Annotated in this window: 30 protein-coding genes and 1 tRNA gene; 15 read left to right on the top strand and 16 right to left on the bottom strand. The window is 47.2% G+C overall.

Annotation, left to right across the window (positions count from 1 at the left end; genetic code table 11):
• Window positions 1-72: 72 nt before the first annotated feature.
• The 5 genes from LEPBO_RS0118730 to LEPBO_RS0118710 all read right to left on the bottom strand — a co-directional run bounded on the left by LEPBO_RS0118730 (window position 73) and on the right by LEPBO_RS0118710 (window position 7,457).
• A complete protein-coding gene (locus LEPBO_RS0118730) occupies window positions 73-1,359 on the bottom strand; it encodes a glutamyl-tRNA reductase (RefSeq protein WP_017289105.1) in 1,287 nt (428 codons plus the stop codon).
• A 110-nt stretch (window positions 1,360-1,469) separates the two neighbouring features.
• Window positions 1,470-2,507, bottom strand: a complete 1,038-nt coding sequence (gene glpX / locus LEPBO_RS0118725; protein WP_017289104.1) for a class II fructose-bisphosphatase — start codon at window positions 2,505-2,507, stop codon at window positions 1,470-1,472.
• Window positions 2,508-2,730: 223 nt separating this feature from the next.
• A complete protein-coding gene (locus LEPBO_RS0118720) occupies window positions 2,731-4,596 on the bottom strand; it encodes a CheR family methyltransferase (RefSeq protein ID WP_017289103.1) in 1,866 nt (621 codons plus the stop codon).
• A gap of 286 nt (window positions 4,597-4,882) precedes the next feature.
• A complete protein-coding gene (locus tag LEPBO_RS0118715; protein WP_017289102.1) occupies window positions 4,883-5,893 on the bottom strand; it encodes a chemotaxis protein CheB in 1,011 nt (336 codons plus the stop codon).
• Window positions 5,894-6,125: 232 nt separating this feature from the next.
• Window positions 6,126-7,457, bottom strand: a complete 1,332-nt coding sequence (locus tag LEPBO_RS0118710) for a PAS domain-containing sensor histidine kinase (RefSeq protein ID WP_017289101.1) — start codon at window positions 7,455-7,457, stop codon at window positions 6,126-6,128.
• Here LEPBO_RS0118710 and LEPBO_RS0118705 point away from each other — a divergent pair.
• Both LEPBO_RS0118705 and LEPBO_RS0118700 read left to right on the top strand, forming a co-directional pair.
• Window positions 7,456-7,641: a hypothetical protein gene (locus tag LEPBO_RS0118705; RefSeq protein ID WP_017289100.1), complete on the top strand. Its 186-nt coding sequence runs from the start codon at window positions 7,456-7,458 to the stop codon at window positions 7,639-7,641. The two genes, LEPBO_RS0118710 and LEPBO_RS0118705, sit on opposite strands and share 2 nt — an antisense overlap.
• 82 nt (window positions 7,642-7,723) lie before the next feature.
• Window positions 7,724-7,960: a Calvin cycle protein CP12 gene (locus LEPBO_RS0118700; RefSeq protein ID WP_017289099.1), complete on the top strand. Its 237-nt coding sequence runs from the start codon at window positions 7,724-7,726 to the stop codon at window positions 7,958-7,960.
• Between the two features lie 40 nt (window positions 7,961-8,000).
• Here the strand turns inward: LEPBO_RS0118700 and LEPBO_RS0118695 are convergent, their stop codons facing one another.
• Genes LEPBO_RS0118695 through LEPBO_RS37520 form a run of 3 tightly spaced genes read right to left on the bottom strand, consistent with a single transcriptional unit; the run spans window position 8,001 to window position 9,494 of the window.
• Window positions 8,001-8,756: a HEAT repeat domain-containing protein gene (locus LEPBO_RS0118695; RefSeq protein WP_017289098.1), complete on the bottom strand. Its 756-nt coding sequence runs from the start codon at window positions 8,754-8,756 to the stop codon at window positions 8,001-8,003.
• A gap of 18 nt (window positions 8,757-8,774) precedes the next feature.
• On the bottom strand, window positions 8,775-9,248 hold the full coding sequence (locus LEPBO_RS0118690) for a GNAT family N-acetyltransferase (RefSeq protein WP_026148754.1): 474 nt from the start codon (window positions 9,246-9,248) through the stop codon (window positions 8,775-8,777).
• 6 nt (window positions 9,249-9,254) lie between these two features.
• Window positions 9,255-9,494, bottom strand: coding sequence for a hypothetical protein (locus LEPBO_RS37520; protein ID WP_017289096.1), 240 nt, complete (start codon window positions 9,492-9,494; stop codon window positions 9,255-9,257).
• 179 nt (window positions 9,495-9,673) lie between these two features.
• Between LEPBO_RS37520 and LEPBO_RS0118680 the strand changes: the two genes are divergently transcribed.
• The 4 genes from LEPBO_RS0118680 to LEPBO_RS0118665 all read left to right on the top strand — a co-directional run bounded on the left by LEPBO_RS0118680 (window position 9,674) and on the right by LEPBO_RS0118665 (window position 11,169).
• A tRNA-Leu gene (locus tag LEPBO_RS0118680) sits at window positions 9,674-9,755 on the top strand.
• A gap of 168 nt (window positions 9,756-9,923) precedes the next feature.
• Window positions 9,924-10,484 carry a Uma2 family endonuclease gene (locus LEPBO_RS0118675; protein WP_017289095.1) on the top strand — a complete coding sequence of 187 codons (561 nt, stop codon included), beginning with the start codon at window positions 9,924-9,926 and terminating at the stop codon, window positions 10,482-10,484.
• A gap of 92 nt (window positions 10,485-10,576) precedes the next feature.
• On the top strand, window positions 10,577-10,774 hold the full coding sequence (locus LEPBO_RS0118670; RefSeq protein WP_017289094.1) for a hypothetical protein: 198 nt from the start codon (window positions 10,577-10,579) through the stop codon (window positions 10,772-10,774).
• On the top strand, window positions 10,771-11,169 hold the full coding sequence (locus tag LEPBO_RS0118665) for a hypothetical protein (protein ID WP_017289093.1): 399 nt from the start codon (window positions 10,771-10,773) through the stop codon (window positions 11,167-11,169). Before LEPBO_RS0118670 ends, LEPBO_RS0118665 begins: the two co-directional genes overlap by 4 nt.
• On the opposite strand, the gene crtD is transcribed toward LEPBO_RS0118665, so the two are convergent.
• Window positions 11,149-12,648 carry a C-3',4' desaturase CrtD gene (gene crtD, locus LEPBO_RS0118660; RefSeq protein ID WP_017289092.1) on the bottom strand — a complete coding sequence of 500 codons (1,500 nt, stop codon included), beginning with the start codon at window positions 12,646-12,648 and terminating at the stop codon, window positions 11,149-11,151. The two genes, LEPBO_RS0118665 and crtD, sit on opposite strands and share 21 nt — an antisense overlap.
• Window positions 12,649-12,816: 168 nt before the next feature.
• On the opposite strand from crtD, the gene LEPBO_RS0118655 reads away from it, so the two are divergent.
• Together LEPBO_RS0118655 and LEPBO_RS0118650 are read left to right on the top strand one after the other, a co-directional pair.
• Window positions 12,817-14,091, top strand: coding sequence for a M16 family metallopeptidase (locus tag LEPBO_RS0118655; protein WP_017289091.1), 1,275 nt, complete (start codon window positions 12,817-12,819; stop codon window positions 14,089-14,091).
• A gap of 19 nt (window positions 14,092-14,110) precedes the next feature.
• Window positions 14,111-14,974: a fructosamine kinase family protein gene (locus tag LEPBO_RS0118650; RefSeq protein WP_017289090.1), complete on the top strand. Its 864-nt coding sequence runs from the start codon at window positions 14,111-14,113 to the stop codon at window positions 14,972-14,974.
• A 73-nt stretch (window positions 14,975-15,047) separates the two neighbouring features.
• Here LEPBO_RS0118650 and LEPBO_RS0118645 read toward each other — a convergent pair whose 3' ends face one another.
• Complete coding sequence (locus tag LEPBO_RS0118645) at window positions 15,048-15,872, bottom strand: hypothetical protein (protein ID WP_144056233.1); 825 nt, start codon at window positions 15,870-15,872, stop codon at window positions 15,048-15,050.
• A gap of 346 nt (window positions 15,873-16,218) precedes the next feature.
• Here LEPBO_RS0118645 and ctpB point away from each other — a divergent pair, with 346 nt between their 5' ends.
• The 3 genes from ctpB (at window position 16,219) to LEPBO_RS0118630 (ending at window position 18,703) form a co-directional block, all read left to right on the top strand.
• Entirely contained in the window at window positions 16,219-17,538 is a 1,320-nt protein-coding gene (gene ctpB, locus LEPBO_RS0118640) for a carboxyl-terminal processing protease CtpB (protein WP_017289088.1), read from the top strand.
• 140 nt (window positions 17,539-17,678) lie between these two features.
• Window positions 17,679-18,143, top strand: a complete 465-nt coding sequence (locus LEPBO_RS0118635) for a hypothetical protein (protein ID WP_026148752.1) — start codon at window positions 17,679-17,681, stop codon at window positions 18,141-18,143.
• An 8-nt stretch (window positions 18,144-18,151) separates the two neighbouring features.
• Complete coding sequence (locus tag LEPBO_RS0118630; RefSeq protein ID WP_017289086.1) at window positions 18,152-18,703, top strand: glutathione S-transferase family protein; 552 nt, start codon at window positions 18,152-18,154, stop codon at window positions 18,701-18,703.
• An 82-nt stretch (window positions 18,704-18,785) separates the two neighbouring features.
• Here the strand turns inward: LEPBO_RS0118630 and LEPBO_RS0118625 are convergent, their stop codons facing one another.
• From LEPBO_RS0118625 to tgt, 3 genes are all read right to left on the bottom strand, one after another.
• Entirely contained in the window at window positions 18,786-18,923 is a 138-nt protein-coding gene (locus tag LEPBO_RS0118625) for a photosystem II reaction center protein K (protein WP_017289085.1), read from the bottom strand.
• A 68-nt stretch (window positions 18,924-18,991) separates the two neighbouring features.
• The gene (locus LEPBO_RS0118620) at window positions 18,992-19,423 is read right to left on the bottom strand and encodes a DUF29 domain-containing protein (protein WP_017289084.1); all 432 of its coding nucleotides are present in this window, start codon (window positions 19,421-19,423) and stop codon (window positions 18,992-18,994) included.
• 12 nt (window positions 19,424-19,435) lie between these two features.
• A complete protein-coding gene (gene tgt / locus LEPBO_RS0118615; protein ID WP_071596175.1) occupies window positions 19,436-20,542 on the bottom strand; it encodes a tRNA guanosine(34) transglycosylase Tgt in 1,107 nt (368 codons plus the stop codon).
• Between the two features lie 206 nt (window positions 20,543-20,748).
• Here tgt and LEPBO_RS0118610 point away from each other — a divergent pair, with 206 nt between their 5' ends.
• Together LEPBO_RS0118610 and LEPBO_RS0118605 are read left to right on the top strand one after the other, a co-directional pair.
• A complete protein-coding gene (locus LEPBO_RS0118610) occupies window positions 20,749-21,549 on the top strand; it encodes a metal ABC transporter ATP-binding protein (protein ID WP_017289082.1) in 801 nt (266 codons plus the stop codon).
• 168 nt (window positions 21,550-21,717) lie between these two features.
• Complete coding sequence (locus tag LEPBO_RS0118605; protein WP_017289081.1) at window positions 21,718-22,623, top strand: metal ABC transporter permease; 906 nt, start codon at window positions 21,718-21,720, stop codon at window positions 22,621-22,623.
• Here the strand turns inward: LEPBO_RS0118605 and LEPBO_RS0118600 are convergent.
• Genes LEPBO_RS0118600 through LEPBO_RS0118590 form a run of 3 tightly spaced genes read right to left on the bottom strand, consistent with a single transcriptional unit; the run spans window position 22,601 to window position 24,820 of the window.
• Window positions 22,601-22,900, bottom strand: coding sequence for a hypothetical protein (locus LEPBO_RS0118600; protein ID WP_017289080.1), 300 nt, complete (start codon window positions 22,898-22,900; stop codon window positions 22,601-22,603). The genes LEPBO_RS0118605 and LEPBO_RS0118600 overlap by 23 nt on opposite strands.
• Window positions 22,900-23,505, bottom strand: a complete 606-nt coding sequence (locus tag LEPBO_RS37515; protein WP_017289079.1) for an AAA family ATPase — start codon at window positions 23,503-23,505, stop codon at window positions 22,900-22,902. The genes LEPBO_RS0118600 and LEPBO_RS37515 overlap by 1 nt, the downstream gene beginning before the upstream one ends.
• A 19-nt stretch (window positions 23,506-23,524) precedes the next feature.
• The gene (locus tag LEPBO_RS0118590; RefSeq protein ID WP_017289078.1) at window positions 23,525-24,820 is read right to left on the bottom strand and encodes a glucose-1-phosphate adenylyltransferase; all 1,296 of its coding nucleotides are present in this window, start codon (window positions 24,818-24,820) and stop codon (window positions 23,525-23,527) included.
• Between the two features lie 199 nt (window positions 24,821-25,019).
• Here LEPBO_RS0118590 and gcvT point away from each other — a divergent pair, with 199 nt between their 5' ends.
• Both gcvT and gcvH read left to right on the top strand, forming a co-directional pair.
• The gene (gcvT, locus tag LEPBO_RS0118585; RefSeq protein WP_017289077.1) at window positions 25,020-26,114 is read left to right on the top strand and encodes a glycine cleavage system aminomethyltransferase GcvT; all 1,095 of its coding nucleotides are present in this window, start codon (window positions 25,020-25,022) and stop codon (window positions 26,112-26,114) included.
• A gap of 32 nt (window positions 26,115-26,146) precedes the next feature.
• Window positions 26,147-26,536, top strand: coding sequence for a glycine cleavage system protein GcvH (gcvH, locus tag LEPBO_RS0118580; RefSeq protein ID WP_017289076.1), 390 nt, complete (start codon window positions 26,147-26,149; stop codon window positions 26,534-26,536).
• Window positions 26,537-26,786 lie beyond the last annotated feature (250 nt).

The raw sequence follows: 26,786 nt of genomic DNA, 5'->3' as shown, positions 1-26,786 counted from the left end.
ATCTGTCGCAATGAAAAAAACAATTTGGTATCACTTTCCCAAAATGCGATCGTATATGATCGCTCCCAGAGTCTAAACTCTTGCCTGCGGACTCTCTAAATTGAACAGCAGTTCCAAAGTCTCCATCGCTTGTCGCCGCGCCTCAATATCCTGCTGCGCTCGCAATTGAACCATCGGATCGTGCAAAATTTTATTCACAATCCCTTTAGTCAAGGCTTCAATCACCTCGCGATGTCGATCGCCAAATTCTGTCCCTAGTCTCGATAAGGCTTTCTCTAGTTCCTGTGCCCGAATCGCTTCAACTTTGTCTCGCAAACAGCTAATCGTCGAAACGGTTTCGAGCGATCGCCACCATGCTTGAAACGTTTCTACTTCTTCTTCGAGCAGTGCTTCTGCTTCCATCGCCATCTGCCGACGACTTTCCTGATTTTGGGCGACCACTGCTTTCAAATCATCGACGTTAAATGCTCGTACCATCGGCAATTCATTGACATCTGCGGCAACATTTCGCGGCACCGCAATATCAATCACCATTAAAGGCTGGTTTGCGTCCAAAACAGGTTCGAGATTGGCACGATCGAGAATTGGCTCTGTCGAAGACGTACTGGTAAACACAATGTCAGATTGTGCGATCGCATCCATCATGTCTTCGATCGGCAGCAATCTCAAATGAGCATCCGGGAACAGATTTGCAAGTTCTCGGGCGCGATTCATCGATCGATTCAAAATCACAATGTTATTCGCGCCTTTCGACAGTAGGTGCTGCACCAACAATCGAGACATCTTCCCTGCCCCGATAATCGTGACGCGCTGATCTGCTAGCGAATCGACTTTCATTTGCGCCAATTCAACGGCTGCGGAGCTAATTGAAACTGCTCCAGTTCCAATGCTCGTCTCAGTCCGAACTCGTTTTCCAGCGCTAATTCCTTGCTTAAAGAGTTGATTTAGAATTCGACCAATGCCTTGATGTTGCTGACCGAGTTTGTGGCATTGTTTCACCTGTGCCAAAATCTGCCCTTCACCCAAAACCAGACTATCGAGACCCGCCGATACTCGCATCAAGTGCATGACTGCATCCTGATGTAACAGCGTGAACAGATAAGGACGCAAGCGAGCACTGGGCAATTTACTATGTTCTGATAAAAATTGATTGACTTCTCGAATACCTTGCTCAGTCTCAGAAGTGACTAAATAAAGTTCCAAGCGATTACAAGTACTGAGAACTGCGACTTCTTCAATGTGGGGATAGCTACACAGTTGTGCGATCGCTTTATCGCAAACAGGTTCCGGGATACTTAGCTTCTCACGAACCTCAACTGGAGCAGTTTTGTGAGTTAGCCCAACAACAGCAATGTTCATATTAAAAAGCGCTCTGATAAATCGGAAGGGTGAAGGGAAGAGTGGGGAGTGAGGAGTGGGGAGTGGGGAGCAAGAATGCTTTTACCCCCTACTCCCTACTCCCTACCTTCTTAGTGCAACTGAACAATCTTCGGCTGGTCAAACATGTGAATCGTGTCCACAAACCGTGCCGTCTTCGATTGGCTAGAGATAACCAGGGTTTGGGTTCTCGCGCCGCCTTTGAAGAACCGAACACCGTTCATGATGTTGCCGGGAGTGATACCTGTTCCAGCAAACAACACGGTTTCACCGGATGCAAGTTCTTCAGCGGTGTAAACCTTATCAGGGTCAGTGATGCCCATTTCTTTGAGGCGAGCAATATTTGCTTCTTTGCTCTCTCCGATCAATCCGGTTTTGACGACTTCTGGATCGTAGATCAATTGTCCCTGGAAGTGTGCGCCGAGACAACGCAGAGCCGCAGCCGAAATTACACCTTCAGGAGCCGCACCAATTCCCATCAGGGCGTGAATATTGGTTCCAGCGAAACCGCAGTTAATTGCTGCGCCTACGTCACCATCGCTGATGAGTTGAACGCGCGCGCCTGCGTCACGGATTTCTTTGATCAAGTCATTGTGACGATCGCGTTTCATCACGACGACCACCAGTTCATCGATCGAGCGATCAAGGCACTCAGACAAGATTTTCAGGTTTTCGGTGGCTGACTTGTTGATGTCAACTTTACCTTTTGCAGCAGGAGGAGCCGCAAGCTTCTTCATATAGAAGTCGGGAGCTGCAAACAATCCGCCTTTCTCGGAGATTGCTAGAACTGCCATCGAACCTGGCTGACCATATGCACAAAGGTTTGTGCCTTCGCAGGGGTCAACAGCGATATCGATTTCGATCAACTCTTCGATGTTGCAAAAATCTGCTGCATCAGGACGAGAACAAATTCCGACTTCTTCTCCGATGTAGAGCATCGGCGCATCGTCACGTTCCCCTTCTCCAATCACGATCCGACCACGCATGTAAATTTTGTTCATGCGTTCGCGCATCGCTTCTACTGCAACTCGATCGGCTTCATTTTTGTCGCCTTTCCCCATGAGGCGTGCCGAGGCAATTGCCGCCTGTTCTACGACTTCAATAATCTCTAAACCAAGCGTGTTTTCCACGAAATAAGTCCTCCAACTGCTGATTAGTCGCCGTTTTCATGGGCAATCTCAGTTATCAATCCTACCAAATGGCGGTCTTTCAAAGTGCGATCGGGGATCTATTAAGTTTTGCTGCGATAAACTGAGAGATTTTAGAGCAATGGATTCGCGCTCTAAGATGCTTGTGAGGTTATTTCTCTGATGGAGCTAATCCTCTGGATACCGACGCATCGAACCCTCATCCTCAGGAGCCAGCCCCCTCATTTTTCCATTCTTCCATCAGCAAAATTACGCCCTGAGTTGTGCCTTCACTTCTGACCAATGGAGTGCAAGTGACATGACATTGAATGCTGCGTCCCCGACGATTAACCGATGTCAGCATCAGATCAATTGTGCCCTCAGACAATCCCAACAGACAGTCCCGAATCGGTTGGCATAGCGCTTCGACAGGCAGCCCAATATCGAGATTGAGAAAATTCTGCCCGATCGCTTCTTCAGGGCGCACTCCCCAGAGATCCTCGGCTTTGTGATTCCAAATCTGGACGCGCAAGTCTCGATCGACAACGACCACTCCACCTTTCAAGCTTTTGAGGATTGATTCTAGAAAGGCATGGCTTTGATTTAGTTCTTCGCTGCGACGTTGAAGTTCTTTGTTGACGGTTTGGAGTTCCTCATTGGTTGATTGAAGCTCCTCGTTCATCGTTTCGAGTTCTTCGTTGGTCGATTGCAATTCTTCGTTGGTTGTTTCTAATTCTTCATTGCTCGATTGCAGTTCTTCATTTGTCGTTTCTAATTCCTCATTGGTCGATTGCAGTTCTTCGTACGCTGTCTCCAATTCTTGATTCGAGTGTTCGAGTTCTTCCTGCAACCGTTTGTATCGCGTCACATCAGTAAAGCTGACACTGACACCAAGAATATTGTCCGACGGATCAATTAAAGGCGTGATTTGCACGTCTAGATAGATCAGTTCACGGGCGGTTTGCCATTCGACATTGCAAAGAGTCACCGATCGACGATCGATATAAACTTGCTCGATACACGATCGAAGTTCGACCGGACGGTAGGAAATTTCTAAGTCCTGGATCGGGCGATCGACATCTCGCAGACTAATGCCAAACAGCGATCGAGCACGTTCATTCACCAAGGCAAGAAAACCAGCCGCATCGATCACTAGCCTCGCAAGGGGCGCAGTTTCAAATACTGAGTCACGGAGTCGCGCATAGCTCGGTAAGAAGTTGAACGCTTCATCTTGAGTCGGTTGACTGGTTGCTACAGGTCGATGTGCAAAAGTTGCTCTGGGTACTTTTGAGAAGATGCGATGTTTCAACTGAACTGGGGCAAACGTGCTCGTATGAGACAGCAGCATTTCAGCTTTACCCAAAAACAGAAAGCCACTCTCTCGCAGAGAAAAGTGAAATCGAGTCAGAATCTTCGCCTGAGTTTCGGCATTGAGATACATCAACGTATTCCGACAGATGAGCAAATCAATTCTGGAAATGGGCGCGTCATGAATCAGATCATGTCGTCCAAAAATCACAGATTGCCGTAAGTCTTTGCGAAAGACATAGAGAGCATCGGACTGCTCAAAGAAGTGCTCGATCTGTTCAGGAGTCAATTCAGTCAGTTCACTATCAGAATAGCTAGCCTGACGTGCTTGATTGAGCGCGTCTTCATCAACATCTGTAGCGTAAATTTTGACGCGATCGCGAAACGGTTTAATGCCTAAAACTTCTGCCAGCAAAATTGCGATCGTGTAGGCTTCCTGACCCGAGGCACAGCCCGCTGTCCAAATACGAATCGGGTCAGTTGGATCTTTCTGAGCCAGAATTTGCGGAACAATCTCGCTGCGAATGCAATCCCAAGCAGGTCGATCGCGGAAAAAGCAAGTGACATTGATCAGCAGTGTATTAAATAATTGCTCGAACTCTTCAGGATGAACTTCGAGATAATCTAAATAGTTACTATATCCTTCGACTCCGACTGTCTGCATTGCTTTGTGAATGCGACGCACTAAGCTGGGGCGCTTGTAGCCTGTAAAGTCAAAGCCACGGCTCTGTTTGATGTAGTCCAGCAGTGCTTCGAGTTCAATATTAGTTTGATGGTCTTCCACTTGATTTGTCCTTGTACGCCTGCGGCGTTTTTGTGGGTCATAACGTTAACGTTGCTAGACTTGCATTTAAAAGTTTTTTTTGAGATCGATTCTGTCCGCACTGGAATTTGAATCCGGATTGAACGGTGCGCGAACCCCTTTGAATAAAGATTAAAGTTCTCAATCCGGCTGTCACTCTCGCTCAAGGGACTTCGCGCTGTATAGATTGTGAATTCTATTCACGGGCAGGATGACATCAGAAACGAAATGCTCAAACATGGCCTTGAGGGTGCAAGATCTGCTGAGCCTAATCGATTTCCTCTGGGTGAGGCTGCAACTCAATCTGCTGAGACAAGACCTGTTTCAACACTGCCGCATGATTTTCCGCTTCTGCTGCTCGTTCCAGAAATTGTGCTTCTGACATGGAGTAATTCGATCGCTTCGCTTGTGCTGCCATGCGCCGTGCCAGTGCCGCTTTTTCTTCTAAGGCACGATGGGCTGTCCAAAGCGCTCGTTCTAAACTGTTGTCTTTTTCCGAGAGCAAGCTATCGATCGAATAAGCATGACCCACATGACAGCGATATCGCATCAAATTTTGATCATGCAACTCCCACAGCACACCCCCACAGTCAGGACAGGTAAAGGTGGATGCTAAGCCTGTGCGCTCTCCTTGCTCGATCGCAGCTTTTTCCTGTGCCACCCACTCCCCTTCATGCGAAATTTCGTCAGTCATCGGCTTTTGCTCATGGATAGGTGTGAGGGAAAGCTCGATTAATCGCTTTGCAATGTCTCTGACCCTCAAAATTTCGTCTACTTCTACCGCATTGATCGCGCTGAGCGGCATTCCAGCAAATAAGGCTTCATTTGGATCTTGCACGATCGCAATGCCGCCACGGGCTTTAATGGTCAACAGTCCAGCCGTCCCATCGTCTAGCGTTCCAGTCAAGATGACTCCAATTGCCTGCCGACCGTAAGCATACGCGATCGAGCGAAACAATGTATCGATCGCAGGGCGATGTCCATTTTCCCGCGCACCGTGATCAAGATGAATGTGACCCTGCCGAACGAATAAATGATGGTCAGGAGGTGCAATGTAGATTTGTCCGGGTGCGATCGCGTCTCCTTCTGCTGGATGCTGTGCAGGAAGCGTCTTGAGGCGATTGAGAATTTGGGGAAGAACACTGGTTGCACGAGGAGGAAAATGGATCGCCACAAAGATCGCTGCATCTAAATCGCTCGGGAGTTGACTCACTAAGTTCGACAGCGTTTCGACTCCACCTGCCGAAGCCCCGATCGCAATAATATTATGTTTAGTCATAGCTCCTTCTGATCAGTGATCAAGAGAGATGCGATCGCGGATTGTTTAGAAATTCAATGCTGTCCCGCACTAGCTTCAAAGTCCGGTGTTAACTCTGCAAGTTCCCTGACAAGGACTGCTGAGCTTAGCCAATTGCTCAGATATACAATCGCTTCAGAGATGTATGACAACTAGGTGGGGTCTTTAACTTCGTTCAGGGCAATGAAATCGTGGAGGCAATGAAAACGCGGGTTTAGAGCGGTGCAATGCGGCGAGGAAGCTCGACCCGAATCGTTGTGCCCTGATCGACTTTGCTGTGGATTGAGATTGATCCGTCCATTAATTCTACCAGAGCATGAACGATCGCGAGTCCCAAGCCTGTGCCGCCGACTTGTCGAGTGCGCGATTGATTCACTTGCCAAAATTCTTGAAAAATATTCTCTTGATCGGCGACATCAATACCAATTCCGGTATCTTGAACCACAATTAAAATCCGTCCTTCTGGAGCTTCCCAGAAGCCGACAGTAACAAGACCTGAATCCGTAAATTTGACGGCATTAGAAATCAGATTCACTAAAATTTGGCGAATTCGACCCGGATCATTGACGATCGGTAAACTGTCCTGCGAACAATCAAGCTCTAACGCTAAGCCTTTTTGCTCTGCTAAACAGCGAAGATCCTGAATCGTTTCAGACGCAATCTGAACCAGATCAAATCCTGCGGGTCGAAGTTCAAGCTTTCGAGATTTGAGCTTAGAAAAGTCGAGCAGTTCTTCGATCATGGCTAACAAATGATGACTATTGCGAACGACATGATCCACCATTTGGTTCAACCTACCATCACCCAAAAGCGCAACGCGATCGCCAATCAGCCGAGAAAATCCCAAAATTGCATTCATTGGCGTTCGCAGTTCGTGAGAAATCGTTGCCATGAACTGGTCTTTGAGTCGATCGATTTCGATCAGTTCCAGATTTTGAAGTTGAGTGTCTTGAAGTTGTGCCTCAGTGCGTTTGCGATTCGTAATGTCGCGAATCAGCCAGCGCAGTGCAGTTGCCTTTCCTTGTTGATCAAGTACTGCTTCAACTGTAATTGCTGCGATGAACGGCTCACGCTTGCGTCCACAAACCATCACTTCCCATTCTTGGACTCGATAAATCATCGGTAATTGATTCAGAATCGATCGAAATGCCTGACGCTGATGTTCAGGAATAAAGCTGATTAACGGTTTCTGGATCAAATGCCGATGAGCAATATTAAATTGTTGAAGTGCGACCCGATTTGCCTCTCGAATGATTCCATATAGATCCGTAATTAAGTACGCATCCGGCGCAAATTCAAACAACTCTTGATAACGCTGTCGCTCTGCTTCAATCTCAGACTGAGCCGCGATTAACATTTCATTTTGTTGTCGTAATTCTTCTTCTGCAATACTCAGTTCTTCTAAGGCTGAGAATAATTCCTCTAAACAATCTTCTATGCTTGCAGAAGATTGCTTAGAGTCTTTTGTATTTTTATATAGAACTTGTGTCCGCTGCTGAACCGTTTGGATATAGTTGCTCAGCAATGTATTATCAAAGGCTTCCATGATTCTGCTCTGCAATGAGTTTAAGGCGAACTTTGGCACTTTTCCTACCATCGGGAATTCTGCCGTACCTTGCATCTATCAGATGGATGGAGCAGATGACGAACAGGGCGATCGCAATTCAGTCAACTCAGCAGATCTGACTAAAGCGCCTGCGACATTCGAGTTTTCTGAATCGTTAAATTAAAGGTAAGACTCTGCCCAGTTTTGAAATTTCGGTTGCACACTAAAAGGAGTCACCCAGTTTCACTACACCAAGGGTTAAAGTTATGGCTCACGCAACAGGAAATGTGACGATCGAACAACGCCTCAATACTCTGATTGAATCCGCTCACGATGTTTGCAGCACCAATGGAACAATTTCCGATGATTGTGCGGCGGCGTGGGATGCGGTTGAAGAAGTTCAAGCTGAAATCTCACATCGCCGATCGGCGGTGAAAACTTCGCTGACTGTTTTCTGTGACGATAATCCAGATGCGCCAGAGTGCCGAATCTACGACGTTTAGACCTTCAAAAGCCGGGGCGTTACAACACTCCGGCTTTCCTTTAGAACCAATCTTCTTGTTCCAACGTTTCAATCACTTGTAAGCCGCGTGCGTCTCCAACTTTGAGCATTGCAGCTTTGGCATCTTCTCGCACGCCAGAATCTTCGTCTTCTGCAAATGCCTCGATCAAGGCATCGATCGCAGTTGCATAAACGACATTCGATGGCATCTCTCGACACAACTCACCCAATGCCCAAGCGCAATTGCTCCGAATGGCTGCAACCGGATCACGTCTTAATCCTTCAATTAAAGGTGGAACGGCGGCAACGATTACGTCGTATCCGAGGGTTGCCATCTGGGCAAGAGAACTTGCTGCCCATAAGCGAACGGCTGAAATATCAGTTTTGACCGCCTCGGTTAAGGTATTAAGCGATCGTCGATCGCGACAATTCCCCAGTGCCCAAACGACTCCTTTGCGGACATAGCCATTCCAATCTTGCTGATAGCGATCGACTAATGACTCCACCGCTTCCGGGCTAGGATTTCTTCCTAACGCATACGCCGCGCTAACCCGCACCAACGGACAAGGATCGCTCAACAGTGCGATCAATTTTGGAATGGCACGATCGTCTTGCACATCACAGAAAGCTCGTGCTGCTAACATGCGTTGCTGAATATCGGCAGCATCCAATAAAGGCAGCATCGCCTCTGGATCAGGTTTGGCAGCAACCTCATCCTCGACCGTCGGCAGTTCATCCAACGGATCGGCTAAATCCTCTTCTAGGTCTAAAACCTTTAAATCATCATTGCTATACATGGGATTTATTTTATTCTGCTAATCGATCGATTTTGTCATCCAGCGGGATTGGGTGCCATACCCTAGGGCTTGATAGAGTGACAGTGCAGGCAAATTTGTTTCAAAAACTTGCAGCCCGATCTGGCGATCGCCGCGCATTTTTGCCCATGTTTCAGCGTAACGCACGAGTGCCGCTCCGATCCCCTTGCGTCGATGTTCAGGCATGACATATAGCAACAAAATATGGGTCTGTCGTTCGCCTGTGCCTTGCTCAATTGCGCTTCCAAGCCATAATCCGGCAATTGGATTCCAACCGGAACGATTTGAACACTGAACCCACTGCAAAGGTGTTTCAGCAGAGAAAAACCGCGCGATCGCAGACTCAAGCTGAGGAAAATTGCGCCCGGGAAATAGTTCTGTATAGGTATTCTGCATAAACGTTAGCAATCGATCGCGATCGCGTCCGCTACCTGAGCCGCGTTCAAGCACATATCCTGGCAGGAATTCCGACACGATCGTTTAAAGCTGAGTCGGATCATTCGGCAAGCCCTGAATAAACGGTGCAAGTGCGGGCGGTAAACCTGCAACTGCATCGACATCAGGAGATTGTGCCTTATCACCACGAGGAGTGACTTCTTCAATAGGTGCAGGTGCTGCCATGTCACTCGGTAGAAAAATTCGAGCACTAACAACGACTAGGGAAAACAAAAATACGAGAACAACGATCAACGGAGCGATGTATTGACGAAAGAAAGCCATGATTCGTGTTGAGGGGCGATCGCGGACAAACAAAACTCTACAAAACGTTGCAGAGACTCTTAATCTAAGAATAAAGCGCTTTGCGAGATTCCAACCAATCTTTTTTGGTTCGGAAAATACGATTTTTTAGATGCTTGCGTTAAAGTGACAAAACAGATTATATTGATTAAGACATCCAAGGGCGGATGGCGAAACTGGTAGACGCACCACACTCAAAATGTGGCACCGAAAGGTATGAGAGTTCGATTCTCTCTCCGCCCATCACAGATTACAAAGTTAACGACCAAGGCTAGCACTGGTCATTAGCAGGAGTTTTAGAATTTATTGAAAATATCTAATTTTGCTCGATCGTCTGAAGCTGTATCACTTTGGGCAAAGTGCTTTCTCAATTATGATTAGGGCAATTGGAATAGAGTATCAGAGGTTGAAATGGCTGAAACCGCACTTCAACTAAAGCGCTGGACGATCGATGAGTACCATCAACTCATTGAGACTGGTTTGCTTGGTAACAGCCATGTCGAGTTATTAAATGGTCAGATTATCGAGATGCCTCCTGAGAACCCGCCACACGCTTATCAGAGCCAAGAGGCTGATCGGTATCTTGCACGTCTTTTAGAGCCATATGCCTATATTCGACAAGCGAAACCAATCACATTACCCAACCACTCAGAACCAGAACCAGATATCGCGGTTGTTCGTCCTCCAGGAAGTTCATATCGTCATCATCATCCCTATCCCGAAGATATTTTCTTTTTAATTGAGTATTCGGATTCAACCTTGAATCATGATCAATCCGTCAAGTTAGCAGTTTATGCGACGGCTGGCATTTCTGAATATTGGATCGTCGAGGTCAAGAAAAACCGCCTCATTGTTCATCGCGATCCTCAGGGGTCTGAATACACTTCAATCACAGAACAGGATAGCGGCATAATTCATGCGATCGCATTTCCAACGATTCAAATTGATGTCCTTCAAATTATTAATCCCTAGTCAAAATTCAGGGCGGTTAACCGTTGGCTTCACCCTTTGACAGGCTTGATTCTCGCGCTAAAATTTAGATACGAATCAAAAGGACATGAAATATGGCGATGATGAAACGTTGGGAATCGCCCAGACGAGAAGGGCGAAACGATAAAGGAAAAGGTGGAGCGGCGAGACAAAGACAACTCAAGAAACGCAATCAAGTCCTACGCAAGAAACTCCAAGACGGACAAAACAATTCAAACTCTGGTAAATCGGGGAAAGAGGATACAACTCTCTCCCCGATTTTTTATGTATGAAGCAAAGTTGTGAATTCACGCTAAAGTGGTACAGTTCATTTCGCTCGGATCGCTCGATCGTGGATTACGAAACTGCACGTCAGCTCTTAATTGACCAAACGAATTCGACTGCCAGCGATACCTTCCTGGGACGGTTGGGTCAAGGAAAACCGCCTGTTCCGGGTCAAGTCACTTCAATTTTGCTGGCATTGAGAGTCGTATTTGATGCGTTGAAAGATCAAACCACCCTCGATCGCACATTGGCTGCTGCATTATTTTCGATTTCTAATGAAGCAAGACGCTTATTTAATAATGGGTTAGGCAAAAGTCGCGATTGTCCACCGCTATTGAATGAGGATTTAGACCGAATTGCGATCGCCGTCAAAAGTATTTTTTCAGGCACGTGGCAAGGCTAAAGCTTCGATTTGGCGCACAACCGTTAATGCAGAATAGCTCACGCCTGCGGTTCCTTCTCCGGGATGGGTCGAATCTCCGACCAGCCAAAGCTGCTGAATTGGCGTTCGATTTGCAAATCCAAAAGGCCCAAATGTCGGGATGCGCTGCCCAATGCCTCCTACAATTCCATCTGCACGTCCTGTAAATCGCTGGAATGTTCTGGGAGTCGCAGATTCTTGATACACGATCGTTGATGGATCGAGTTTGAAATACTGCCCTAATTTCGCGATCGCTGTTTCTGCATAGTGCTGTTTCATCGCCTCATAATCACCGCTAGTTTTCCAAGCGCCTGTATCGGTGAAAGAAGACGCAATAATCGTTGCTTTTCCGGCTGGAGCGCGACCATCGCCTTCGTGACTCACCGACACAAACAGGGAATTATTTTCACCGATCGCGCCTTCGTAATCGTAGAGAAACTGTAAATGAGGCGGGCAATCGGCAGGAATTGCAGCCCGATCAACTCCCAAATAAATCACAAATGCGCCCGAAGCAGGCGGCAATTTATCGACTCGACGCTGATACCCTTGAGGCGCATCTTTTCCTAAAAGTTCGACTAAATTCTGAACCGTCACGTTTGCAACCACGTGATCCGCAGACTCGAACCAAGATTCATTCGTTTTCTGATTCCGAATCGTCACCCCTGTCGTGCGTCCTGCTTGAGTGTGGATTCGCTCAACGCTGTGCCGCATTAAAAGTTTGCCGCGATCTCGCTCCAAAGCTTCGACTAAACGATCGCTCAAAACCTGCATACTGCCTTGCAAATGAAACAAGCCTTGGGGCGCTTGAGAAACACTTAAAGCCGTTGCAGCATAAAGCAACGCAGTTTCCTCGGCACTCACTTGAGAATAGAGTTTCAATTGCAGATCGAGAAACGTGCGAAGTCGGCGATCGTTTAACCCATATCCTCGCAACGCATCACCAACCGTCGAGAAGGTATGCGGCAATGTCAGCAGTGTATTCGGTCGAACCGCTTTTGTCAGTTGCCACAAATCCCAGACATTTCGAGGCGGAAGCACTGGATCGCGGGATTGAAACTGCCAACTGTAGCGAAATAAATCATTCAGCAATTGCCAAAAAGGTTCGCTGCCGGGAAATTGTTTTTGGCGTTCCGCTTTCCAGCGATCGGGATCTCGCCAAACCTGAATCGGCTCAGTTTCACCCGGAAGATAAACTGCACAGGCTGGATCGCAGAACGTCGCAGGGGGTAAATCGATCTCAAGCTCTGAGAAAATTCGGTGATGAATTCCACCCGGCTCTAATCCTGCAACCTGAGTCGCACCCACATCGAAGGTAAAACCTTGCCGTTTGAAGGTTGAAGCGCATCCGCCTGGAACAAGGGCTTGATCTAAAACCAGGACTTCATATCCGCGATGAGCAAGGAGTGCAGCCGCAGTTAATCCACCAATTCCAGCACCGACAACGACAACTTTCTGGGGCATCTTTCTATACTGCTTAAAAAAACTTAACTTTCTGACTTCATTGTAAAGAATCGTAGAACATCGTGCACAATCCATCTGCTCAAGCTTTTGCTTGAAATCTAAAGATTTAGAGTGTCAATTGCCACTTTCGGAAGACTAAGATAAGTAAAGCGACGCTACAGGTAAGCCATGACTTCAACGTTGATTAAATCTCCGAAGCTGAACGCGCCCACGATCCATCGCCTCTCGAATGGGTTGACGATTATTGCCGAACAAATTCCCGTCGATGCAGTCAATCTCAATGTTTGGCTAGATGTCGGAAGTGCGATCGAATCAGATGCGATTAACGGAATGGCTCACTTTTTAGAGCATATGGTGTTCAAAGGAACCGATCACTTGAAAAGCGGCGAATTTGAGCAACAGATTGAACGCTGTGGCGCAGTCACAAATGCCGCAACCAGCCAAGATTACACGCATTACTACATTACGACCGCTCCCAAAGATTTCGCAGCTTTAGCACCCTTGCAAATGGACGTAGTGCTGAATGCTCGGATTCCAGAAGATGGATTTGAACGCGAGCGATTTGTAGTGTTAGAAGAAATTCGGCGATCGCAAGATAATCCTCGCCGTCGCACCTATCAACACATGTCAGAAATGGCATTTGAAACCTTGCCTTATCGACGACAAGTTTTAGGGCCAGCCTCTGTAATTGAACATCTCAGCGCTCAACAAATGCGAGATTTTCATTCCACTTGGTATCAACCTCGATCGATGACGGCGGTTGCAGTTGGAAATCTTCCGGTTGATCAACTGATTCAAATTGTCGAAGACAGTGTTTCTCACGCTTTGCCCACGGCTGCACCGGAACGCGATCGCCTGTTTGCAGAACAGCCGTTCACTGAAATTATTCGTCAAGAACATGTAGATCCCAGTCTGACTCAAGCGCGATTAATGCTGTTATGGCGGGTTCCCGGATTAGACAATCTCAAGCAAACTTATGCCTTAGACGGAATCGCGAGCATTCTCGGACATGGCAGAACAGCAAGACTCGTCAAAGACTTGCGTGAGAATCGCGGCTTAGTGTCCAGTGTGTCGGCGAGCAATATGAACTATCGTCACCAAGGCATTTTCTGTTTGTCCGCTCAGTTGCCAGTCGAAAATATTGAAGCGGTTGAAGCAGCGCTTTTAGAGCATATTCAAACTCTGCAAACTGATTTTGCAACTGCTGTCGAACTCGATCGGGTACGGACTCAAGTTGCAAATCATTTCACGTTTGGCAACGAAACACCCAGCGATCGCTCTGGTTTGTATGGCTATTATCAAGCTCTAGTCGGCGATTTAGAGCCAGCATTCAACTATCCGACTTATATTCAATCTCTGTCTGCTGTAGACCTGCAAAATGCAGCACAAACTTATTTGCCAACTCAGGCGTATGGTTGTGTTGTCGTGAAGCCGGGAAAATAGACCTGAGAAATATAGACTTATGTGGACGCAGATCGATGCTCAGATTAGTCAAGCAATTTCCCACCCGTTTGAAAGTCGCGATCGACGTTCTGTGGGTGGAGGTTGCATCAATCAGGGCTATCAGGTGAGCGATGGCAATCTCACCTTCTTCGTTAAGCTCAATCAGGCTGATCAACTGGAAATGTTTACAGCCGAAGCGCTCGGACTCAAACAGATGGCAGAAGCGCAAGCCATTCGCGTTCCGAAGCCCATGTGCGTTGGGGTTGCTGGAAATTCTGCCTATATTGTCTTGGAGTGGCTGGAACTCGGTCGCGGGAGTTCTCAAGCTTGGGCAGAATTGGGGCGCAATCTGGCTCGAATGCATCAATTTCAAAAATCGACCGCGTTTGGGTGGGAGCGCGATAATACGATCGGCTCGACTCCTCAGAAAAATCCTTGGACATCGAGTTGGGTGGACTTTTTCACCCAATATCGAATTGGGTATCAGCTTGAATTAGGACATCAAAACGGCGGACGATTTCGCAATGGCGATCGCCTCCTCGAACAGATTCCAGAATTACTTGCAGATCACACCCCAAAACCGTCGATCGTGCATGGAGATTTGTGGTCAGGAAATGCAGCAGTAACCCAATCTGGGGAGCCTGTCATTTTTGATCCAGCAACCTATTGGGGCGATCGAGAAGTGGATTTGGCAATGACCGAACTGTTTGGGGGCTTTCCTGCCGAATTTTATCGAGGATATGACGAAATTTTTGCGATCGATGCAGGCTATCACCAGCGAAAAAAACTCTATAACCTGTATCACATTCTGAATCATTTTAATTTGTTTGGAGGCGGCTACGAATCACAAGCGAATCGCATGATTGATCAGTTGATTCTTTAAGCTGTTCATTCGAGGCAACAATGCAGATTGCACCACTCGAATTGTTGCCGTTGCCTCAGCTCTGTCTAAAGCGTCACCTTTGACGAGGCGGCGCTTTCTCCTGCAACGCGGTTGGCATGATAAACACCGTCTCGCCTTGCTCGTTTTTTCGCTCAATTGCACCGAGTTTTAAAAGTTCGCGTCTGGCGCGATCGACCGATTGCTGATCCCCAACTTCAAGGGCATCCTGATAAACCACTTGCCAAGCTTGAAACTGCACTGCTTCAATATTGGGCTTGGTTTTGAGAAAATTGGCAGTCTCCTGGAAGTTCGGTGCAAACTGCTTGTAATCTTCGCTTTCCGCTGCCCATTTCGCAGTCATTTCAAACGATTTTGCTGCTCCTGGCAGATCCCCAAGCAATAAAATTTGATCTAACCCCGCAAATCGCCAGACTGAGAAAGCCTTGGGATGCATTTGAGGCGTAAGCGCATCGGTTCCTCGCTTCATCAATTTCAGCGCTAATTCTGGCTGACCCAATTGATGCGAAATGCTGCCAGAAACAAACAAGTAGCTATCGACAAAACGAGGATCGTGACGCGTCACGATATCAAAATACTGGGGAGCAAGCGAGAATCCAGTGACTTTCCGAGCAGGTGCATCGCCGTAATACTGAACAAAATTGAGGAATGTCCAGTTCGCCACCATATTATCAAACCCAAAACTTGGCATTTTGCTGAGCAAAGTGAGGCGGACTCGTTCCTGGTGCTCTGCTTGCTCAGGCGTTTCTAACGTAATCGAAGGTTGTTTGAGTCGATCGTACTGAATTGTTATCACTCCCGCGATCGCGACTGCTGCGATCGTCACATGGGCAATGATCCCGCTACAAGACTTCCAAGTTTGACGCACGCTTAACACCACAACAGAGAACCTCATTAAGAAAGGTTTACAAAACTCGCAAGAAATTCTTACAACAATTTGCCCAAATTCCGTTAGATTGTCATAAAGATTGCATTCATCGTTACCTTGTCTGAGCCATATTAAGGCACGTTTTCAACTCAGAGACACTTAATTAACTGTCCTAAAACTGTCAGACTGACCGGAATTGCTCCGTATACGTTGTATCTAGTCTTTGGGGTAATTCTGATCCCCACTCTTCACCTGAATCCTGAACTTAATTAAATTTCGTTGATCGAATTCGACCAATGTCACCCTAAGTGACCGGTGTAAATTATTAACTGTCCACTTCTCGCCTCCTCAATACTCAATGAACCAACCCACTCGCCGTGTATCGCTGCTTCAAGTCGCTCTCTGTAGTGGTGTCGTTGCAGCTACAGCTGCTGTATCCGTATTTGGATCTGATCGCTCGGTTCGGGCAGCACTTCAAGACAGCCCCAAATCTGTTTTGGACGAAGCTTGGCAGATTGTGAACCGCGAATATGTAGACGGTACGTTTAACAAAAATGACTGGCGTGCTGTCCGGCAATCTCTTTTGAGTCGAGACTATAGCTCTCGTCAGCAGGCATATACAGCGCTTCGAGATGCTCTGAAAAAACTCGATGATCCCTATACCCGCTTTATGGATCAAAAGCAGTTTGAGGCATTGAGTAGTCAAACGTCTGGAGAACTGTCAGGGGTTGGGATTCGCTTGGAGCAGAATGAAAAAACTAAAGTGTTGACTGTGGTTGAGCCGTTAGAAAATTCTCCAGCGATAAGAGCGGGGATCAAGTCAGGCGATCGCATTTTGGCGATCAACGGCAAATCGACCAAAGGCATGACGGTTGAAGACGCATCCAATTTGATTCGAGGGGAAGTCGGAACAAAAGTGACGCTCCAAGTCGGGCGAGATGGAGCGACTGCCTTTAATCTACCCCTGACCCGTGCACGCATCGAACTGCAAACCGTTCGTGCAGATGTCCGGCAAGAAGGCAAAAACAAGATTGGCTACATTCGCCTCGCTGAATTTAGCAGCCATGCTGCTGAACAAATGGAGCGAGCGATCAAGAAATTGAGCGATCAGAAAGTGGATGCCTTTGTGCTTGATTTACGCGGCAATCCAGGCGGGCTGTTGCAAGCCAGTATTGATATCAGCCGCATGTGGTTAGATAAAGGAGCGATCGTCAAGACGGTGAATCGTCAAGGCGGCAGTGATACGGCTTATGCGACGGGTAGACAATTGACGAAGTTGCCGCTAGTGGTCTTGGTCGATGGTCGATCGGCAAGCTCGAGCGAGATTCTCACAGGCGCGCTGAAAGACAATAAGCGGGCAATGGTGATTGGCAGTCAGACCTTTGGAAAGGCATTAGTGCAATCGGTGCATTCGCTGTCTGACGGATCGGGACTGGCGGTGACGATCGCGCATTACTACACGCCCAACGGAACAGACATTAGCCACAAGGGAATTTCACCCGATGTGAAGGTTGATTTGTCTGATGCTCAGCAGAAATTCTTGGCAACCAATCCGAAACTGATTGGAACGATTCAAGATCCGCAGTACGCTCAAGCGTTGAATACGCTGCAACGGACGGCACTGCTGAAACCGAATGCACAACAAGCCTCGCAATCCGCGCCAGCCAATCGTGAATAGGCGAACTTGATCAAGTTTGAAAAAGGATCGTTTAAGACGATCCTTTTTTATTCAGATTAAGAATTGAGTCATTCTGAAACTTGCGTTCTAGGCACTTGATACGATCGCATTCAATGCATATCTCTTCAAATGCAAAAATTATGACGACAACGATTTGCTATCCTCACACAACTGATCTTGCTAGCGATGATTATCTCGTCGTTGGGTTGGCGACTTGCTTTATCAAAGACGATGATGGGGTCCATGAAGTGAATGTGGTTGAGCCAATTCCTTCTGCGGCATTAGAAGCGATCGTCAAAGGCATCCCAACTTCTTATAAAGTTGCAACTGCGACGACGCTCGGCTCTGTGATCCCGGGTGAAGCGTTACATCTCCCAGAGTGTTTTCCATCAGACGCGCAATTCTGTGATGATTTTGTTTTCCGCGCTACGGCATCGGCTCGAACCTATAAAGCGCGATCGATTGCTCAATCTCACATTCCAACAGGTACAACACGCGAGGATTTCAATTTCTCAACCGAGCGGAAACGAGTGTTAAATTCTCAGCGAATTGTGAAGACTGAGGATAATGTGAAACAACACGAATATACGCACAAGGTTCTGTAGAAAATTTTATGTTGAAACTGTTTGGGGGTGCGCGCAGTCGAGCATCGATTGTGCAGTGGTATCTCGAAGAATTAGAGATCCCTTATGAGTTTGACCTGCTTGATATGCAAACTGGGGAACATCGGCAGCCTGAATTCTGCGAGATCAATCCATTCGGCAAGGTTCCTGCGATCGTGGATGGGGATCTGAAACTTTGGGAGTCGGGTGCGATCTTGCTCTATTTGCTCGATCGCTATGACAATGCGGATGTTAATCAGCGTGCAATTGCGGCTCAATGGGTGCTGTTTGCCAATGCCACGTTGGGCCCTGGGATCTTCGTAGAGACGAATCGAGAGCGAGAAATGCCGCGACTGATGCAGCCTCTCGATGAAATTTTTGGCAAGCGTAAATTTATTGCAGGCGATCAGTTTACGGTTTCAGACGTGGCAGTTGGTTCCTTGCTTGCTTATATTCCGTTGATGTTAAAACTGGATTTGAGTGAATATCCGAATGTGGTGAGCTATATGCAGCGAATCACAGCACGTCCGGCATTTCAAAAATCGATCGGCGGTCGGAAATAAATGCAACAAAGGTCGAGCATCGTACAACAAAAAAAGGGGGCAGTGTTGACCCCTCTTTTTTTTATCGTTTTGATCGATTAACTTATTTGAAACCGACGGCTGCTTGCCATACAAATGCCAGCAACAGAAAGAAAACAGGGATTACAGGCAAGATATCAACCAGCGGATCAAAAATCGAATAAGCTTCGGGCAATTTTGCAAGTAGCATTGCTGCTTCCATGACTCGATGACCTCTCCAACACAGGACTCATAATTGATACGGATTTTAACATGATTCGAGGGTCGTCTTTAAGGCAGAAAGTTGGGATCAAGAATTTCTGCGATCGAGTAAGGACATTCAGGAGGAAAGGTTGCACTGGGTAAGCGGGTTTCCTTCACAGCTTCTCTGCATCCTCGTCGATAGTACTTCTCAATCCAGCTTGGATCTTCAAGAAACCGCCTCAAACTAGGCGTATCCTCTAGACAATCTTGGATGTGATCTCGGCAATTGATGATCGTCGTTTCCCAGCTTTTGGTTCTTCGTTCTGGTTGATATTGATATTTGAGCAAATGCAAAATGAGAACCTGCAAGTAGCTGCCAAGCTCTCGTTGTTCACTGCGTCCCAAAGCTTCTAATTCCTCGATCAAATTTTCGATATCTAATTCTGCCCAACGCCCTTTTTTCAAGGAGTCAGCTTGCTGCTGTGTCCATTGGAAGAAGTCGCGATCGTAGAGTTCCATAGTGCTGATGCCCTAGAGAGGAGTAAGCCATTTTGCGAATTCGGTGTGAAACGTGCCGTTGAAAATCGCCGCCCGAATTTGGGTGGTGAATCGGATCAGTTCAGTAATATTGTGAATCGAAATTAGGGTGTAAGCCAGCAGTTCTTGTGACCGCAGCAAATGGCTGATATATGCCCGACTGAAATTCTGGCAGGTGTAACACGGGCAAGTTTCATCGATCGGCTGAAAGTCCTCTCGGAACTTCGCATTTTTCAAATTCCAGCGATCTCCTTGGACTAATGCCGCTCCATGTCGTGCCAGTCGAGTTGGAATCACACAATCGAATAAATCCATGCCAGCCGCGATCGCACGTGCGATTTCGCGATAGGTTCCCACACCCATTAAATAGCGAGGTTTATTGTCGGGAAGTAAAGGAGTTGTGGCTTGAACAACGCGATCGATAATCTCAGGTGCTTCACCAACACTGACACCTCCGATCGCATATCCTGGCAAATCTAAATCTGCCAATTGTCGAACGGCTTCGGCTCTGAGATCTAGGAATTCTCCCCCTTGCACAATCCCAAATAAAGCTTGATCTGATCTCCCATGTGCCTCAATACAGCGTTTTAGCCAATCGTAGGTTCGAGAAGTTGCTTTCTCAGTCGCTTCTCGTCCCACTCCCGGTGGAGGACATTCATCGAATGCCATGATCACATCTGCACCCAGAGCGTTTTGAATTTGAATCGATTTCTCTGGCGTAATTTTGATCATTTGCCCATCGCGAGGAGAGCGGAACGTGACCCCTTCGTCCGTAATCGATCGCATCTCACTTAAGCTAAAGACCTGGAAGCCGCCTGAATCGGTCAGCATTGGCTTCGACCAACCCATAAATCGATGTACGCCTCCGGCTCGCTCTACGATGTCTTCTCCGGGCTGCAAATGCAGATGATACGTATTCGACAAAACCATCTGTGCGCCTGTGGCTTCGAGTTGATCAGGCGTAATGGTTTTGACATTGGCGAGTGTGCCGACGGGCATGAAGCGAGGCGTTTCGACAATGCCGTGAGGAGTATGGAAGACTCCAGCGCGGGCGTGGGTATGAGTGCAACGAGCTTGGCACTGGTAAGAGAATTGATTCAAGACTTGGGATTCCGAAACAAACGCAAGATTCCATCATAAGGGCGAGGGGATGAGATTGCGATTGTCTTCCATAAAGCTGATTCAACTCAATTTGACTTTGCCTAAACTAGGGAACTAAGAGATTTTCATTTTTCTTTCATTTTCTGTCATACTTTAGAGTATTCAAACTTTTCATTATTCTTTCATTATTGACCAAGGACACTGATATGCAATCGACTCCATTCTTTGAGAATTCTTATCCCCGATTGACTGTCCATACTCAAGCGCTGGATATTTCGCCAAATCTGACAGTCGAAAATCTCAGCGTGAAATATCGAGCGATCGAGGCACTGACGGATGTTAGCGTCTCGCTTCAATCCGGTCGGTTGGTAGGAATTTTCGGGCCGAATGGAGCCGGAAAAAGTACGCTCATTAAAGCAATGCTCGGATTGATTCCGGCGGTGAGCGGTGCGGTGCAGTACGAAGGAAAAGCGCTGGTGGATCAGTTGGATCGAGTCGCGTATGTGCCGCAGCGATCGCAGATTGATTGGTCGTATCCTGTCACCGTTTGGGATGTTGTAATGATGGGGCGGACGAAGAAAACGGGCTGGTTTCAGCGATATTCTTCGATCAGTCGCAGGTTAGCAACCCAGGCTTTAGAGCGGGTGGGAATGATGGAGTTTCGCGATCGCGCAATCTCGGATTTGTCCGGTGGGCAGCAACAACGAGTCTTTTTGGCGCGGGCATTGGCACAGCAAGCGGATGTATTTTGCTTTGATGAACCGTTTGTCGGAATTGATCAGAAAACCCAGACAATTATGTTCGATGTGTTTAAGGAGTTGACGCGCGAGAATAAATTGGTGCTGGTGGTGAATCACGATTTGGGTGAATCGATCGTCAATTTTGATGAGCTGATTTTGCTGAATAAATCGCTGGTTGCAAGTGGATCTCGGCAGAAAGTCTTGACTCAAGAGAATTTGCAGCAGGCTTATGGTGGCAAGGTTGTATTCTTCTCGGATGCTGCTTAGGATCGTGAATTCGATTCACTCAGCGATTTAATTCATGGTAATCCAGACAAAACTCGCATAGGGTGGATTACAAGCATGGCGGGTAGTCTACGTCAGGCGAACTTTGTCGTCGCTGTGAGTTCTATTCGCTAGGCAAACATTCAGAGTCATTTCATCCACCATCGAACTATGGAAGCCCTCATTGAGCCTTTGCAATATGGATTCATGCAGCGATCCCTAATCATCGCCATCTTAGTCGGGTTGATTTGCGCGATCGTCGGGAGCTATTTGATTGTTCAACGCTTAGCCCTCTTAGGTGATGCAATTAGCCACTCGGTTCTGCCAGGACTCGCGATCGCATTTCTGTTTGGATTCAATATTTTTGTGGGCGCATTCATCGCAGGCGTTCTCAGTACCTTGATTATTGCTTGGATTCGCACGCGATCGCCGATTAAAGAAGATGCCGCCATGGGCATTGTCTTCAGTGCGTTTTTTGCACTTGGAATTACGTTAATTACGGTGATTCAAAAAGATAACAAAATCGATTTGAATCATTTTCTATTTGGCAATATTTTGGGTGTGACAACAGGCGATGTGCGAGACACTGCGATTATTGCTGCGGTGATTTTAGCGATCGTGGTGCTCTTTTATAAAGAACTTCTTTTCTATACTTTTGATGCCTTAGGCGCACAAGCAGCAGGGCTTCCGACCAATTTGCTGAATTTGGGTTTGATGGTCTTGATTGCATTAACGATCGTTGCCAGCATGAAAGCTGTAGGTGTCATTCTGGTTTTATCGTTGCTCATTACTCCAGGTGCAACTGCCTATTTGTTAGTCAAGCGATTGCACCACGTCATGATCGTTGGAGCCGCGATCGGGATTTTCTCCAGTATCAGCGGCATGTATTTGAGCTATTTCTACAATTTGCCATCGGGAGCCGCGATCGTGATGGTCACATCGGCATTGTTTTTTCTGGCGTTTCTATTGAGTCCTCGACATGGAGTTCTCACACAACCGCGATCGACGACTCGACAATCGATTCCGTTATTACGTGAGATTAAAAGCTTAATGCCTAGAAGTCGTCAAAAGGGTTAAACGAATCAAAACGGCGGCGGCGAGGTTCATCCCGTTCGCGTTCTCCAAGTTCGCTCGGTGGGCGATCGCTACTCCATGCCCACCAAACTTGACCGCATTGGCAATGATAGAATTCCTGCCATTTTTTGCGATAGTCTTCGGTGAATACCGGAGCGCGACGATTGATCCAAACTCCATTCGCTTCCTTAGAAGACTTATGACAGGTTGGACAAGCAAAAGAGAAAGAATGCACTGCCGAAGTTGTCCAAGTCGGCGGAGTCGGTTCAAAAGCGTCCATTATGTTGCGTGCGGTGAGTTAACGCTCTGTTCATTATGACTTGGAAAGTTGCTTTCGGGATCAGAAAAAGTGGGGAGTAGGGGGTGGGAAGTAGTCTGGCTTTCAGTTTCAATCAAACAATCTAATCCTTCTTCTACGGATGGTGGTGCTCCGTATAATCGGCGAGCCATGCGGTGAATGACTTCTTCTGGAACTTGGCGCGATCGCAGTCGATTTCGCTCTAGACAAATCTCGATCGTTGGATTGACCCAAATTCCAGTGATGTGTGTGAATCCAGCTTTTCGTGCGAGTGCGATCGCGGCTCGGCGTTGTTTCCGCACAGCATTGGTGGCATCGTAGAGCGCAAATTCGAGTTCGTCGGCTGCGATCTCACTGACCGCTTGGTGAAACTGCGATCGCACTTCGAGCCAGATTTTCAGCCAACTGCCTTGAATCGCCTCATCTCCGAACAGTTGAGCGCGAATAGCATCGGTGGAGATTAACCTTCTTGTATGAGTGTCCTGCAAATTCCATTCGCGAGAGCACAACAATTCGGAAGGCAACGATTCATCTGCCAACAAAGAGTCTGCCAGAGTCGATTTCCCGCTCCCTGGCAGTCCAATCATTAGCACTAATCGAATCGGTTTAGATAATCGTTCCGTCGGGAATCACCGCATTTTTCAACGTCACAACAATCCCACTGCGAATATAGAAACCGAGATTTTCTCGATCGGCTTCCTGCACATGGTCTTTGTTCACAATTTGGACATTACATCCAATGTGAGCATTCTTATCGATAATGGCACGACGAATAATCGTGTCTGAACCAATTCCTAGCGGTACATTTGGACTATCACAATCCGCACCGGATTTGCGCTCAGTATTACCTTGGTAGAAGTCCGCTCCCATAATCAGCGAATCTTCAATGATCGAGCCTGCTTCAATTCTCGATCGCACACCCAACACCGAATGATGCACTCGGCAATTTTTCAGGATGCAGCCTTCACCCACGATCGATTCGGTAATTTGAGAATCGAGGAATTTGCTCGGTGGCAAGAAGCGTTGACGAGTATAGATTGGAGCCGTTTCGTCGTAGAAACTGAAAGGCGGATAGGGTTGTTGGGTTAATGCCAAATTCGATTCGTAGAACGCTTGAATCGTTCCGATGTCTTCCCAATAGTCGTTAAACAGGTAGGCTTGAACGTTGTAAGTACTTGCCGAACTGGGGATGATTTCCTTTCCGAAATCAGTTTGATTCGGGGCTTCTCTCAATAATTTTTCGAGAACTTCTTTCTTGAAGACATAGATCCCCATTGAAGCAATGTAGGGACTTTGTTTTGCTTCTTCAGGCGACAATCCTAAAACGGTCGTATCAACCTGCATGGCTTTCAACGCATCGCCTTTCGGCTTCTCGCTAAAGTCTACAACTCGTCCAGAATCATCGATCTTCATCAAACCAAAATCAGAAGCGCGTGCCTCATCCATCGGCACAACTGAAAGCGTAATATCCGCTCCAGTTTCGCGGTGACGCTGAACGAATTCGCGATAGTCCATGCGATACAAGTGATCGCCCGACAGAATCACATATTCATCAATGTCCCATTCTTGAAACAACCAAATATATTGGCGAACCGCATCGGCAGTTCCTTGGAACCAGTTCGGATTTTCGGCAGTTTGCTGAGCGGCGAGGACTTCAACAAATCCTTCACTGAACCCTGAAAAATTGTAAGCGCGAGCTAAGTGGCGGTTGAGAGAAGCCGAATTGAATTGCGTCAGAACGTAGATCTTAAAGATCTCAGAATTGATACAGTTACTGACTGGAATATCAATGAGTCGATATTTTCCGGCTAATGGGACGGCTGGCTTCGCCCGCTGCTTGGTTAATGGATACAGACGGGTTCCAGCACCCCCTCCTAAAATAATAGCTAAAACTTTTTTCACAAAAATAACCTCGCACTTCCACTTCGACTCCCACCATTAGTTTCTGTCTGTATGGCAAAGTTGACAAGAGGTTTGAGGCAGAGAAATTGAAATCAGGGATCAATATTCTCGAATCCGTAGATATTTGCATTCTAGAATACATTCAAACCCCTGAGTTCAGGAGTAACGCTACGTTTAGAATATCTGTGTTGAGTTTTTTGTGAGTCAGCCTTTGGAAGCTTTGCGTCGAACTCCGTTGTATGAATTAGCGATCGAACTCAATGCCCGGATGACGGGTTTTTCGGGATGGGAAATGCCCGTCCAATTTGGCGGAATTACTCAAGAACATCAGGCTGTGCGATCGCAAGCAGGCATGTTTGATATTTCGCATATGGGTAAATTCACGCTGAGCGGTCGGGATGTTTTGACACAAATCCAAAAACTTGTGCCATCTGATCTGAGTCGCCTTCAGCCGGGACAAGCTCAATATACAGTCTTGCTAAATCCGCAAGGCGGGATCATTGATGATTTGATTTTCTATTTTCAAGGCGACGATCGCTGGGTCGTGATTGTGAATGCCGCAACGACTCAGAAAGATCGCGATTGGATGCTGGCTCATCTGAGTGGGATCGAGTTTCAAGATCTCTCAGAGACTCAAGCTTTAATCGCAGTGCAAGGGAAGAAGGCAGTCGAATATTTAAGCGAGATCGTCGATCAAGATTTGTCAGGGGTGAAAGCCTTTGGACATTTAGAAGCGCATGTTTTAGGACAGCCTGCCTTCTTAGCGCGTACCGGATATACCGGAGAAGATGGATTTGAAGTGATGCTCGCACCAGAAGCTGCGATCGCACTTTGGCGATCGTTGTTAAATTCCGGCGTGACTCCTTGCGGGTTGGGAGCGCGGGACACATTGCGATTAGAAGCGGCAATGGCGTTATACGGACAAGATATTAACGAGACAACGACGCCCTTAGAAGCGGGGCTTGGTTGGCTTGTGCATCTCGATACCAAGGGTGATTTTATCGGGCGATCCGTTCTCGAAGAGCAAAGACAAAACGGCGTGAAAAAGCGCTTAGTCGGATTACAAATGCAAGGACGGAATATTGCGCGACATGACTATCCGATTTTCTTTGAAGGGAAAGAGGTTGGAATTGTCACCAGTGGGACGTTAGCACCGACGGTCGGACAAGCGATCGCGCTTGGCTATGTTCCGACTGAATTGTCGAAACCTGGGCAAGCAGTCGAAATTGGCATCCGGGGAAAGAACTATCCCGCGATCGTCGTGAAGCGTCCGTTCTACCGCGCAAGCAAATAGAATAAGAAAAATCTTCGATACGTTTAGACATCATGGCATTTGAATATCCTGACACACTGAAATACACAGACTCTCACGAATATGTCCAGCTCGATGGCGACACTGCCACGATCGGGATCACCGCATTCGCGATCGATCAGCTTGGCGATATTGTGTTTTTGGAATTGCCAGAACCTGGAACTGAGGTTCAAAAAGGCGAGAATTTTGGCACCGTGGAATCCGTGAAAGCGGTGGAAGATTTGAAATCTCCGGTAAGCGGAACCGTGCTAGAGGCAAATACAGAAATGATGGATTCGCCAGAGAAGTTGGTAGACGCTCCCTATACAGACGGATGGCTGATCAAGGTGCAAATCAGCGATTCGACTGAGATTGACGATGCGATGTCAGCCGATGAATACCGTGCTCAGGTTGAGGGTGCTTGAAAATTTCTCAGTAATTTCCGAAATCTACATGGCAATTTCACTGTAGCTTTACACCCGCTAGTTCCGCTGGCGGGTTAATTGTTGCAGAATGTGTCTAACAAATTTTGATATCTTGAACGTTCAACGTGCTTGATGGTTTGGAATTTCAGTTTTAAAGCCTCATTTAGGCTAGGTTAATCTGTCTGAGCTTCAGATTTTGAGTCTTCTCAAACATTTGCGGCTCCGAAAATTGACTTAGAATCGAACCTGC

The organism is Leptolyngbya boryana PCC 6306, from assembly GCF_000353285.1.
Taxonomy (GTDB): Bacteria; Cyanobacteriota; Cyanobacteriia; order Leptolyngbyales; family Leptolyngbyaceae; genus Leptolyngbya; species Leptolyngbya boryana.
The sequence above is the reverse complement of the archived record's forward strand: the minus strand, read 5'-3'. Positions and strand labels throughout refer to the sequence as shown.

Excerpts from the sequence above, each read along its gene's own strand:
- LEPBO_RS0118730 (WP_017289105.1), bottom strand. The coding sequence starts at position 1,359 with ATGAACATTGCTGTTGTTGGGCTAACTCACAAAACTGCTCCAGTTGAG.
- LEPBO_RS0118715 (WP_017289102.1), bottom strand. The coding sequence starts at position 5,893 with ATGACTAAACATAATATTATTGCGATCGGGGCTTCGGCAGGTGGAGTC.
- LEPBO_RS0118705 (WP_017289100.1), top strand. The coding sequence starts at position 7,456 with ATGATTCTGCTCTGCAATGAGTTTAAGGCGAACTTTGGCACTTTTCCT.
- LEPBO_RS0118710 (WP_017289101.1), bottom strand. The coding sequence starts at position 7,457 with ATGGAAGCCTTTGATAATACATTGCTGAGCAACTATATCCAAACGGTT.
- LEPBO_RS0118700 (WP_017289099.1), top strand. The coding sequence starts at position 7,724 with ATGGCTCACGCAACAGGAAATGTGACGATCGAACAACGCCTCAATACT.
- LEPBO_RS0118695 (WP_017289098.1), bottom strand. The coding sequence starts at position 8,756 with ATGTATAGCAATGATGATTTAAAGGTTTTAGACCTAGAAGAGGATTTA.
- LEPBO_RS37520 (WP_017289096.1), bottom strand. The coding sequence starts at position 9,494 with ATGGCTTTCTTTCGTCAATACATCGCTCCGTTGATCGTTGTTCTCGTA.
- LEPBO_RS0118675 (WP_017289095.1), top strand. The coding sequence starts at position 9,924 with ATGGCTGAAACCGCACTTCAACTAAAGCGCTGGACGATCGATGAGTAC.
- LEPBO_RS0118670 (WP_017289094.1), top strand. The coding sequence starts at position 10,577 with ATGGCGATGATGAAACGTTGGGAATCGCCCAGACGAGAAGGGCGAAAC.
- LEPBO_RS0118665 (WP_017289093.1), top strand. The coding sequence starts at position 10,771 with ATGAAGCAAAGTTGTGAATTCACGCTAAAGTGGTACAGTTCATTTCGC.
- crtD (WP_017289092.1), bottom strand. The coding sequence starts at position 12,648 with ATGCCCCAGAAAGTTGTCGTTGTCGGTGCTGGAATTGGTGGATTAACT.
- LEPBO_RS0118655 (WP_017289091.1), top strand. The coding sequence starts at position 12,817 with ATGACTTCAACGTTGATTAAATCTCCGAAGCTGAACGCGCCCACGATC.
- LEPBO_RS0118650 (WP_017289090.1), top strand. The coding sequence starts at position 14,111 with ATGTGGACGCAGATCGATGCTCAGATTAGTCAAGCAATTTCCCACCCG.
- ctpB (WP_017289088.1), top strand. The coding sequence starts at position 16,219 with ATGAACCAACCCACTCGCCGTGTATCGCTGCTTCAAGTCGCTCTCTGT.
- LEPBO_RS0118635 (WP_026148752.1), top strand. The coding sequence starts at position 17,679 with ATGACGACAACGATTTGCTATCCTCACACAACTGATCTTGCTAGCGAT.
- LEPBO_RS0118630 (WP_017289086.1), top strand. The coding sequence starts at position 18,152 with ATGTTGAAACTGTTTGGGGGTGCGCGCAGTCGAGCATCGATTGTGCAG.
- LEPBO_RS0118625 (WP_017289085.1), bottom strand. The coding sequence starts at position 18,923 with ATGGAAGCAGCAATGCTACTTGCAAAATTGCCCGAAGCTTATTCGATT.
- LEPBO_RS0118620 (WP_017289084.1), bottom strand. The coding sequence starts at position 19,423 with ATGGAACTCTACGATCGCGACTTCTTCCAATGGACACAGCAGCAAGCT.
- LEPBO_RS0118610 (WP_017289082.1), top strand. The coding sequence starts at position 20,749 with ATGCAATCGACTCCATTCTTTGAGAATTCTTATCCCCGATTGACTGTC.
- LEPBO_RS0118605 (WP_017289081.1), top strand. The coding sequence starts at position 21,718 with ATGGAAGCCCTCATTGAGCCTTTGCAATATGGATTCATGCAGCGATCC.
- LEPBO_RS0118600 (WP_017289080.1), bottom strand. The coding sequence starts at position 22,900 with ATGGACGCTTTTGAACCGACTCCGCCGACTTGGACAACTTCGGCAGTG.
- LEPBO_RS37515 (WP_017289079.1), bottom strand. The coding sequence starts at position 23,505 with ATGATTGGACTGCCAGGGAGCGGGAAATCGACTCTGGCAGACTCTTTG.
- gcvH (WP_017289076.1), top strand. The coding sequence starts at position 26,147 with ATGGCATTTGAATATCCTGACACACTGAAATACACAGACTCTCACGAA.